At 46.2% G+C, this 10676-nt stretch carries 13 protein-coding genes; 6 read left to right on the forward strand and 7 right to left on the reverse strand.

Translation table 11 applies throughout. The features are described from left to right. A partial coding sequence (locus tag V5298_RS14640) for a polyphenol oxidase family protein (protein ID WP_332932192.1) occupies positions 1 to 473 on the reverse strand: 473 nt, incomplete at its 3' end. 2 nt (positions 474 to 475) lie between these two features. Then, positions 476 to 1459: a 23S rRNA pseudouridine(1911/1915/1917) synthase RluD gene (rluD, locus tag V5298_RS14645; protein ID WP_332932193.1), complete on the reverse strand. Its 984-nt coding sequence runs from the start codon at positions 1457 to 1459 to the stop codon at positions 476 to 478. 166 nt (positions 1460 to 1625) lie between these two features. On the opposite strand from rluD, the gene V5298_RS14650 reads away from it, so the two are divergent. Then, complete coding sequence (locus V5298_RS14650; RefSeq protein ID WP_332932194.1) at positions 1626 to 2393, forward strand: outer membrane protein assembly factor BamD; 768 nt, start codon at positions 1626 to 1628, stop codon at positions 2391 to 2393. 45 nt (positions 2394 to 2438) lie between these two features. Here the strand turns inward: V5298_RS14650 and V5298_RS14655 are convergent, their stop codons facing one another. The 3 genes from V5298_RS14655 to V5298_RS14665 all read right to left on the reverse strand — a co-directional run bounded on the left by V5298_RS14655 (position 2439) and on the right by V5298_RS14665 (position 4403). After that, the gene (locus V5298_RS14655) at positions 2439 to 3113 is read right to left on the reverse strand and encodes a ChrR family anti-sigma-E factor (RefSeq protein WP_332932195.1); all 675 of its coding nucleotides are present in this window, start codon (positions 3111 to 3113) and stop codon (positions 2439 to 2441) included. Continuing rightward, positions 3106 to 3717, reverse strand: coding sequence for a sigma-70 family RNA polymerase sigma factor (locus tag V5298_RS14660; RefSeq protein WP_332932196.1), 612 nt, complete (start codon positions 3715 to 3717; stop codon positions 3106 to 3108). The genes V5298_RS14655 and V5298_RS14660 overlap by 8 nt, the downstream gene beginning before the upstream one ends. Positions 3718 to 3827: 110 nt before the next feature. After that, positions 3828 to 4403, reverse strand: a complete 576-nt coding sequence (locus tag V5298_RS14665; protein ID WP_332932197.1) for an LON peptidase substrate-binding domain-containing protein — start codon at positions 4401 to 4403, stop codon at positions 3828 to 3830. A gap of 51 nt (positions 4404 to 4454) precedes the next feature. Between V5298_RS14665 and V5298_RS14670 the strand changes: the two genes are divergently transcribed. The 5 genes from V5298_RS14670 to V5298_RS14690 are packed head-to-tail and all read left to right on the forward strand — an operon-like array spanning position 4455 to position 9002. Then, positions 4455 to 4991: a nuclear transport factor 2 family protein gene (locus tag V5298_RS14670; RefSeq protein WP_332932198.1), complete on the forward strand. Its 537-nt coding sequence runs from the start codon at positions 4455 to 4457 to the stop codon at positions 4989 to 4991. Next, the gene (locus tag V5298_RS14675; protein ID WP_332932199.1) at positions 4988 to 5707 is read left to right on the forward strand and encodes an SDR family NAD(P)-dependent oxidoreductase; all 720 of its coding nucleotides are present in this window, start codon (positions 4988 to 4990) and stop codon (positions 5705 to 5707) included. Before V5298_RS14670 ends, V5298_RS14675 begins: the two co-directional genes overlap by 4 nt. A 10-nt stretch (positions 5708 to 5717) precedes the next feature. Further along, positions 5718 to 6989, forward strand: a complete 1272-nt coding sequence (locus V5298_RS14680; RefSeq protein ID WP_332932200.1) for an NAD(P)/FAD-dependent oxidoreductase — start codon at positions 5718 to 5720, stop codon at positions 6987 to 6989. Beyond that, positions 6986 to 7708: a DUF1365 domain-containing protein gene (locus V5298_RS14685; protein ID WP_332932201.1), complete on the forward strand. Its 723-nt coding sequence runs from the start codon at positions 6986 to 6988 to the stop codon at positions 7706 to 7708. The genes V5298_RS14680 and V5298_RS14685 overlap by 4 nt, the downstream gene beginning before the upstream one ends. Before the next feature lie 16 nt (positions 7709 to 7724). Continuing rightward, positions 7725 to 9002 (forward strand): cyclopropane-fatty-acyl-phospholipid synthase family protein, encoded by a 1278-nt coding sequence (locus tag V5298_RS14690; protein ID WP_332932202.1) that lies wholly within the window; start codon positions 7725 to 7727, stop codon positions 9000 to 9002. Here the strand turns inward: V5298_RS14690 and V5298_RS14695 are convergent. After that, positions 8999 to 9934, reverse strand: a complete 936-nt coding sequence (locus V5298_RS14695) for a flagellar motor protein MotB (protein ID WP_332932203.1) — start codon at positions 9932 to 9934, stop codon at positions 8999 to 9001. The genes V5298_RS14690 and V5298_RS14695 overlap by 4 nt on opposite strands. A 6-nt stretch (positions 9935 to 9940) precedes the next feature. Further along, positions 9941 to 10676 (reverse strand): flagellar motor protein PomA (gene pomA, locus V5298_RS14700; RefSeq protein WP_332932204.1); only part of this gene is annotated, 736 nt, incomplete at its 5' end.

The following is a 10676-nucleotide window of genomic DNA, read 5'->3' on the forward strand; positions in this document are numbered from 1 at the left end:
GGCGAGACTTCATAACAGCCTTGGCTAATGGCGGGCCCAATCCACCCATGTACTTGCTCTGGTGTGGAAACAAGCTTTTCTAATGTACGGCCAATAATGCCTTTTACCAAACCTTGCCAGCCTGCGTGGATGGCGGCCACTTCATTGCCCTGCTCATTGGCAAGCAAGATGGGAACGCAGTCTGCTGTCATAATGGCACAGGCAAACCGATGATCCCGGCTAATGGCTGCATCGGCATCGATACAATGCGTTGGCAAGGTGACACATTTATCGGAGTGCACCTGATTGAGCCAAATCAGTTTGTCGTGATGTGGCAACATACGACGATTCGCGTCTACGATCTTTTCGCAATCGCCCACATGCTTGCCCACATTTAAAGAGGCATAAGGCCCGCGACTATGACCGCCTGCACGGGTGGTGCTATAAGCAAATACATTGTCGGGTATGGACCAGCGTGGCGTTATGACATCCATGATCAGATATCATTCATACCGTTAATTTGGGTATCTTCCCGCACACACGCAAGCAAGGAAACCATGTCTTGTGGTAGTGGTGCCCGCCATGTCATCCATTCACCTGTCACTGGATGAAACAAGGACAATTGTGCCGCATGGAGTGCTTGGCGAGGAAATGAGCGCAGCATGTGTACACACTCCTCTGTGGCGCCTTTAGGTAAACGAGGGCGTCCGCCATAAACTGGATCGCCGACCAAAGGATGTTTAACGTGGGCCATATGAACACGAATTTGGTGGGTACGTCCGGTTTCCAGTTTTAACCGAAGGTGGGTATGGGCTCTAAACTTTTCCATCACTCTGTAATGGGTCACCGCAGGCTTACCAAACTCCCGCACGGCCATTAGTGTACGCTTAGTTGCATGCCGCCCAATGGGGGCATCCACAATGCCGCCAGCCACCATGGTGCCGTAAGCTAAGGCTTCATATTCTCGGCTCATTACCCGTTCTTGTAATTGTTCAACAAGGTGCGTCTGTGCTGGAACGGTTTTCGCCACCACCATCAATCCGGTGGTGTCTTTGTCCAGACGATGAACAATACCGGCTCGCGGCACAACGTCAATACCGGGCACATGGGCCAGTAAAGCGTTCAGTAGTGTGCCGTCATGATTGCCCGCGCCAGGGTGAACCACCATATCCGTGGGTTTATTGATAACTAAAATATCGTCATCTTCATAGACGATATCCAATGGCATGGGTTGAGGTTCACTGGTGGTTTGCACCTCCATTGTGGCCCGAACAATAATAGTTTCCCCCCCCATCACTTTATGTCTGGGCGTGGTCAATATTTCATTATCGACATAGACGCTTCCCTCTAAAATCCAATTTTTTAACTTGGAACGGGAATATTCAGGGAACAAATCGGCTAAAACTTGATCTAAACGCTTACCAAAATGGTGTGACTCAGCGTTTGCCTCTAATACGACGGTATTCTCAGACTGGGTCATAAAACTCTTTCGCTGTTACAAAAAGCGCATTATACCAACCTTTACACCAGTTAAACGGAAACTTTCGGGTTTTTATGTAGAGTTTGCGTGATTGAGTGCGCTAGAATACCGTTACACAAAATGCAGTTTAATGTATCAGTCGGTTAAGCAGGAATAGACAACAGATATGAAATCAATTCGATTAGTGATGCCCTTAGTTTTTGGTGTCATGGTCAGCGTAACAGGTTGCAGCTCGTCTGACGATTCTGAACAACGCGCGGCTCTGGCTAATATGGGCGCACAGCAGATGTATGAGAATGCCCAACGCAACATGCGTAACGGTAATTTTGGCGCCGCGGCCACCACATTAAGTGAACTGGATTCACGTTATCCCTTTGGCCCCCTCTCTAATCAGGTGCAACTCGACCTGATTTACAGCTATTATAAATCCGGTAAAATCGATGAAACATTGGCCACCATCGATCGTTTTATTCGTTTAAATCCGAATCATGCAGATGTTGATTATGCCTACTACATGCGGGGACTCACCAACATGGAATCGGATGCCAACATGTTTCAAGATTTGATGCGTATTGATCGCTCCGATCGGGATCCATCGAAATCCCGGGAGGCCTTTGAAGATTTCAGACGTCTTATCCAGCAATACCCAAACAGCAAATATGCTGCCGACGCTAAAAAACGTATGTTGTTTATTAAAAGTCGGTTAGCCAAGTACGAAATTGCCATTGCCCGTTTCTATATGCGCCGAGAAGCATACGTCGCAGCGGCTAATCGTGGACGTTATGTCATCGAGCATTTCCCAGATTCAGACCAAATTCAACCGGCATTGGAAATTATGGTAGCCGCCTATGACCACTTAGGCCTTGATGAATTAAAAGAAAATGCCATCAAGACGCTGCGTCTTAACTACCCTGACAGCGAGTTTATCGGCTGAACTCATTTTTCAGGCATGAAAAGAAAGCACCAAATGGTGCTTTTTTTATCGAAAAAATAAATGGCTAAATGGATTTAGCAGGCGCGCAAGACCTGAGGTAAATTGCAGAGGTTGATCTAGCACACTAAAAACAAGACATCCGGAACGGGCCTCAGAATAAGGTGTATGAAGTTGCTCATGACCCATGGTAACAAAGTCACCTGTTCGGTAATGGTTTAGTTCATCACAATACTCACCGTCGAGCACCAATGTATACTCTGTGCCACAATGGGTATGTTCTGGTACACGGCCTCCCTGCCCCATATAAATAAAAGAAGCTAAGCCTGGAGTGTCAATATCTACCCTCGCCTGCCAGAGTTTACCCACCAAGCCAGACCAGCCCCCTGTTTTACGCAACACCCGTTGCAATGTTGTCGGTAAGGGAAAGGTTTTTCCATCAAGCTCAACATACTCCTGGGTCGCCCGCGAAGGCATGTTGCCTTTTACCAACGGAAGTTGTGTGATGGTATTGAGCATCTGATCAAGTTGCGTCGTCTTACTGCGTTCGCCCAGTGGAAAGTCAAAAACTTTGGCCGACAAAATACGGGTATGTTGCTCGACAATTTGCCGACATCGTGAACACATATCGCAATGTGCAGCGATAATCAAAGATTCCAAAAGCCCCAAAGAACCTTCTGCATACTGCAAAAGGCGCTCGGGCTCTGGATGGAACCTAGCCATGGTCGTGCAGCATACCTTTGAGTCTTTGCAATGCGAGTCGCGTACGTGACTTAACCGTACCGAGGGGAATACTGAGTTCGTCAGCCACTTCTTGCTGGGATTTACCGTCTACATAAATCGCTTCAATTACGGCTTTTTGTTTCATGGGTAAATCTTCGAACATGAAGCCGATTTGTTCCAGCGTGATCTGTTCGTCCAACGGCTTATCATTTGCGTCTGCGGTTTGCTCACATAAAATAGGCCAGAAATCATCGGAACAAATGTCTTCCTTGCGGTTTTGCAACTTTCTTAGCATATCGAAGCGGATGTTACGGGCGATGGTAAAAATCCAGGTAGAAGGACTTCCCTTAGCGGAATTGAAAAGGTGAGCTTTTTGCCATACGTTTGACATGGTGTCTTGAACCAATTCCATCGCTAGGGCTTCATTCCCCATCTGTTTGAGTGCATAGGAACGCAATCGAGGAGCAAAATAGCCAAACACCCTTGCAAAGGAGCGTTTACATCTGGTTTCAGCAACTTTAACGATATAGTCTGACATTTCAGCTGCACATTCTTTAGGTTTGACTGCGCTGTTACTTTGTTCCACGGGAATTCCAACTAACATAAGTATTTGTCCATATCCTATCGGGTTAACAGTTGCTACAGACGTCAGGTTTATGAAGATGGCAGAAGCGTAATTTTGTCCTACTACACCCTGTAATTTTTACACGGTGTCTACTGAACAAGTGCAGAGACGTAATCAAATAACTTCCTGCAATCTTGTTGTTCGAGAAAATACTGTTTCTGTTTTGCGCCAATCGGCAATAACTCTAACCACCGTTGCAACACCCAAAGCGGGTTGTCAAACTCTGGTTTATCATAAAGCGTAGCCAATTCGTCGTAACACGCAAATATATCTTGTAACCGTTCGTCCATAGGTGAAATCTCTTGAGGCGTTATCTCACACGTCCACGGCGGCTTTGGCGTACATTGACCCATGCGCAAACCATCTGCTTCAGCGAAGATTTTGTCGACCTCAACACAGTACTGTCCAGCAACCTTTATGCCAAGCAACCCATCTTGCAGTAAATCAAAGTCGATAACCTCCGCAACCGTGCCAATAGGATAGATATGTTCATGGCTTGTTTTATCGCCCTGGGCATTAAGCATACACATGACAAATTTTCCATTATCAGCACAGGCCTCCTTTACCATCCGCATGTAGCGCGGCTCAAAGATGCGCAGGGCCATTCTGCCTTGAGGTAAAAGGTGCGCGGATAGGGGAAAAAGCGGAAGCAGTTCGGTATCCATAAATCGCTAATGTTGTGCTTAATTTCATAGTTATTACGAGACGAAAGTTATTTGGATCGCCAGCCTATTGTGGTTAATTTTCTTTTCGGGTTTTATGTTTTTGATCTCACAGTGAGTAAGAATGGTATACAGGTAAGTCGTTTTTACACACTCATGCCCATGACCCTCATTGATAAGTTTTGCGCTTTGTATTCCAGCCTCGATGTCACCACGGCCGAGGCACTAACGAGTATCTACACACAGGATGTGGAATTTATTGATCCCATTTCTCATCACCATGGCTTAAACGCGGTTAAAACCTACTTCGCAGCGTTGCTGGAAAACACCAAAGACTGCACCTTCCATATTTCGATGATCGCACCTAGCGCGCTTAATGAGGACATTGATTACACCGTCACATGGACAATGCACTTGGTCCTCAAAAACAAATCGGCTCCCATCCATCTACAAGGTATTAGCATTTTGAAGGTGAAAAACGAGAAAATTTATTATCACAGAGATTTCTATGATCTTGGGGAAATGGTTTATGAGCACATTCCCGTGCTTGGCTGGGTAATCCATAAAATAAAAGCCCGGCTGCACCCATGAAAACCCTACTGATAACAGGCGCCACATCAGGTATAGGTAAAGCCCTTGCTTTGCACGCCGCGACCCAAGGCTATAAGATCATCGCCTGCGGTCGCAACGAAGGCGTCCTTGAGGAATTAGCCACTTCCCCGCAGATCACGACCAAAAAGTTTGATTTAACCTCACTGGAAGAAACCCGAACCGCTTTGGCCTCGGTGCAGTTTGATATTGCAGTACTTAATGCTGGCAGTTGTGAATATGTGGATAGTGACGATTTTACCACTGCCTTGTTTCGCCGCGTCTTTGAGATTAATTTCTTTGGCATGGTTCACAGTGTCGAAGCCCTGCTTCCTAATCTGCGCCCGGGCAACCAATTAGTGATTGTCGATAGCATGGCCCGACTTTTTCCCTTTACCCGCTCAGAAGCTTATGGCGCCAGTAAAGCCGCCGTTCATTATTTTACCCAAAGCCTAAGCGTCGATCTGGCGCCCCGTCATATCCATGTGCAACATGTTTCTCCCGGCTTTATTGATACCCCCCTTACACAAAAAAATGATTTTGCCATGCCCATGAAAATTTCTGCAAAACAAGCAGCAATCGCTATGCTTAAGGGGATCGAAAAGAAAAAACAAAACTTGTATTTCCCAGTGGGATTCGGTTGGCTCATGCGCTTTTTGCATGGCCTGCCTACAGGCATTCAGCAGTGGTTGTCAAAAAAGATGCGACAACAACAATAGGGATGAACGGATGCAGAAGCGCATTGCAATTATTGGAACAGGTATCTCTGGTTTAACCTGCGGCTATTTGTTGAGTAAACAGCACCACGTGACTGTGTATGAAGCAAGCAATTACATTGGCGGGCATACTGCCACAAAAACAATAACGGTGGATGGCAACGCCTATGCCATCGACACAGGATTTATCGTTTTTAATGGGTGGACTTACCCTCGCTTTATTCGATTGATGGATAAACTAGGGGTACAAAAACAAGCTACACAAATGAGCTTTTCGGTACGCAGCGAAAAAACAGGGTTGGAATACAACGGCAATACCCTAAACACCCTGTTTGCCCAACGGCGCAATTTAATCCGTCCGGCTTTTTGGCGTTTGGTAAAAGATATTCTCGTCTTTAATAAAGCGTGTAAATTACGGGCTGCTCAGTTGCGGGAAACAGATGACCAAATGACCTTGTTGTCTTATGTCCAATCCTTGGGATTAGGTGACGATTTTACCAACTATTACCTGTTGCCCATGTGCGCCGCTATCTGGTCAGCCAGTCTGGAACAAACCAAGCAATTTCCGTTGGCATTTTTTCTAAAATTTTTTAACAACCACGGGCTGTTAAGCGTTACCCATCGCCCCCAGTGGTATACCCTCACAGGCGGCTCTAAAAGTTATATTGCGCCTCTCACCCAGTCTTTTGCCCAAAACATTCATTTAAATTCACCGGTACAAGATGTACTAAGAACAGCCCAAGGCTGGCAAGTCATCGCCCAGGGTCACAGTGCACAATACTTTGACGAAGTCATATTCGCTTGCCATTCCGATCAAGCCCTTAGCCTGCTCAAACACCCCACCTACGCACAAAAACGCATTCTTGGTGCCATTCCCTATGCCAACAACGATGTAGTGCTTCACCTGGATACCAGCGTACTTCCTCAGCGTAAATTGGCCTGGGCAAGCTGGAACTATCGATTAAAAGAAAATGCCGATGAGCAACACGCGCCCACGGCCGTTTCATATAATATGAATATACTTCAGTGCTTAAAACAGGTTCCACACACATTTTGCGTTACCCTAAATAACACCAAGGCCATTGATCCGACGAAAATACTCGGTCAATACCAATATGCCCATCCTCAGTTCAGCGCACCCATGGTCGCTGCACAAAAACAGCGTAGTGAAATTTGCGGGGTGGATAACCTGCATTTTTGCGGCGCATACTGGTACAACGGATTTCATGAAGATGGGGTACGCAGCGCGTTGGATGTATGCGCCCGATTTGGTGAAAGTCTATGAGTGATGTTGAAAGTGCCTTGTATCAGGGGCAGGTTTATCATCAGCGATTTCAACCAACGCAACACCAGTTTGCGTATAATATTTACCTTTACTGGATAAAGCTAAACGAACTTAACGCGCTAGACGGTTCACTCAAACGTTTTTCGTATAACTCCCGCAATTGGGTAGAATTTCGTCGTAGCGATTACTTCGGTGATAAACAACAGCCTCTCGATGACGCAATTCGCAATAAAATGTCCTCGCTCCACGGCAGTCCCCTTACCGGTGAAGTGTTTATGCTCGGACAACTTAGAATGCTGGGGATGTATTTTAGTCCTGTGAACTTTTATTTCTTACGAAATGTTGCCGGTGGATTTTCACACATGTTGGCGGAGGTGAGTAATACCCCGTGGCAGGAACAACACTACTATCTGGTGGATTTAGCTATTCAGGCCGATACCCCAAAAGCATTCCATGTTTCCCCATTTAATCCTATGGACATGCTATACAAATGGAAGATTTCCGTGCCGTCGGACACCTTTTCGTTATCCATGCAGTGCTATCAAACACAAAAAGATTTTACTGCCGGGTTAAGCATGAAGAGAATTTCTTTGAACAATAAAAATCTGGGGATCGCTTTGCGTCGTATACCTAGCATGACCCTAAAAACAATGGTCGGGATATATTGGCAGGCATTGAAGTTATTCTTGAAACGCACGCCTTTCTACGGCCACCCTTAAGTCAGGAACACACTGCATGCCACAAAGCAACACAACCTTTATCTCAACACCTGCGCTAGACGCTTTAGATCGCAGCTGTAGATCAGCCTTTTTAAAAGTGATGTCCATTTTACCCGAAGGACATATGACAATTGTCGAAAATGGCGAAACCATTGGCGACTTTGGCAACAAAGCTCAGGATCTACATGCCACCATTACCATTTTACAACCTATAGCATATCGAAAACTCTTGTTTGGCGGCAGTGTGGCAGCTGGTGAAACTTATGCCGAAGGGTTATGGACAACACCGGATTTAACGTCGGTGATCCGTATTTTTGCCCGCAACCTGCCCATGCTGGATAAATGGGAACAACGTTACAAATACCTCCTTCTACCGTTTCAAAAAATACAGCATTTTATGCGCAGAAATACCCAAGCTCAGGCAAAGAAAAATATTGAGGCCCACTATGATTTAGGCAACAAACTGTATACCCAGTTCCTTGATCAAAGCATGATGTATTCTGCGGCAATCTATCCGGATCCCAACGCCTCACTGTCAGATGCACAAACCTACAAGCTTCAGGTTATCTGTGACAAATTACAGTTAACCTCCTCAGATCACTTGCTAGAAATTGGCACTGGCTGGGGAGGAATGGCCATTTATGCCGCCCGTCATTACGGCTGCAAGGTCACTACCACCACCATTTCTGAAGAACAATATGCCTATGCAAAAGCGTGGATAGAAAAAGAGCAGTTGTCAGCACAAATCACCCTGTTAAAACAAGATTACCGCGCCTTATCAGGTCAATTCGATAAACTGGTTTCCATTGAAATGATTGAAGCTGTGGGCAAACGCTATCTTGGCCACTTCTTCGGCTCTTGCGCATCACTACTTAAACCCGACGGCCTGATGTTGCTCCAGTCCATCGTTATTGATGATCGGCGATTTGACAGTTACAGCCGTAGTGTTGATTTTATTCAAAAATACATCTTTCCCGGTGGTTTTTTGCCGTCACAATACGTTATTAACGATTACTTGAAACGCTTTAGTGATATGTCTATTCGAGATCTGCAGGATATTGGCCTCGACTATGCGAAAACCTTAGATGACTGGCACAAGGCTTTTGTCAGTGCCAAAGAAGCCTTGTTGCAGGATGGATACGATGAACATTTTGCACGCATGTGGTCCTACTACCTTCGCTATTGTGAAGGCGGCTTTCTTGAAAGAACCATATCCACGGTACAGCTTGTGCTGGCTAAACCCCATTATCGCGCCAAACTTACCCGAGGAAGCGTTAAGGCTTTAACGAGCTAGTTGTCGTCTTCGAGTATTGAGATAGGGTTGGATTCCAAGGGCTTACCTTGGTTTATGGTAATTTCCACTCGACGGTTGCGGGCCCGTTCTGCGGCATTGGTAGGTTTTTCTACCAAAGGATGGGTATCTGCTAACCCCACCACCGACATACGCTGTTCATCAAAGCCGGGGGCTTTGCGGATCTCTTCGGCGACGGCAACCGCGCGCTGGGCAGACAAATCCCAATTCGAGCGATACAATTCATTAGCAATGTGCTGCCCATCACTGTGCCCCGAAATTTGAATTTCACCGGGCATATCTGCCAGTAAGGTACCTACTTTTCTCAGTACCGGTTTAAATTGGGGTTGTAGAAAGGCTGAACCTGCCGAAAACGACCCATTTTCTCGGATACGAATGGTAAGCTGCTGACCCAGTGATTCCATTTCTAGCGAGCCATCGGCGATTTCTTTTTGCAGTTGCTCGGCGACCTTTTTCATCATGTCATTGATGTTATCTTTATCTGCGCTTTGGGCTGCCGATGCGGCAGAATCTGATGCCGTTTGCTGCGCCTGACCGCCACGCTGTGAGCCCCGTTGTTTCTGACGGCCACCGGATGAATCTTCATCACCGGCTTGGAACTTCAACATTTGCTGGGTCATGTCTATGGTTTGTTGCTGAATGGTTTCAATGGGCGTCGGTTCTGGACGTCCCGGTCTAAATTCCATGGCAATCACGCTGGTGCCTTTAGGAATGTCTTTTACTTCTATTTTATTTTGCACACCAAAAGCAAACTTCATTGAGCCGGCAATTTGTTTAAACTTCAGCACATCCATTTCTGAAAACGCCAATAGCAAAACGAAAAAGCACATTAATAATGACATCAGATCGGCGAAGGTGCCCATCCATGCAGGCAAACCTTCCGGTGGACATTTAGGGCACTGCTGATCTGACATGGCCGGCTACTCCTCTTCTGCACCGCCACGCTTACTGGCCGCGAGATAATTTTTCAAAATACCTTCTATCACTTTTGGGTTTTGCCCATCTGCAATACCTACAATACCATCTAACACCAGTGCTTGGTTCAGCTTTTCTTCTTCTTTGCGATTTGTGAGTTTAGCCGCAATAGGTAAGCAAATCACATTGGCTAGAAAGGCACCGTATAAGGTCGTCAAAAGTGCCACCGCCATGGCTGGCCCAATGGCTTTGGGATCATCCATATTCGAAAGCATCGCCACCAATCCGATGAGGGTACCTATCATTCCCATGGCAGGGGCGATATCACCTAAGCCTTTAAAAATAGAAGCACCAAATTCATGCCTTTCGGTGGTCATCATGATGTCTTTGTTCAGGGTTTCCCTGACCACTTCAATATCATGGCCATCCACAAGCATGTCCACGCCCTTTTGCATAAATGGATTTCCGATTTCCGCTTCTTCAAGAGCAAGAAACCCCCCTTTACGGGCCGCGTCTGCCATCTCAACAATTTTCTCGATAAGTGCGTCAGGCGAATCAATTTTGAACATGAAAGCCTTGCCAACCACTTTCCCAGCACCGAAAAACTGCCCCAAGGTAAACTGGGACATCACAACAAATAACGAACCACAGAAAACAATGAGTATAGAAGGCACATCCAAGAACATGCTCAGATCCCCACCCAGGATCATAGCCATGACAATAAAGCCAATACCCCCTAAC

It is taken from the genome of Alteromonas sp. 14N.309.X.WAT.G.H12 (assembly GCF_036697315.1).
Lineage (GTDB): Bacteria > Pseudomonadota > Gammaproteobacteria > Enterobacterales > Alteromonadaceae > Alteromonas.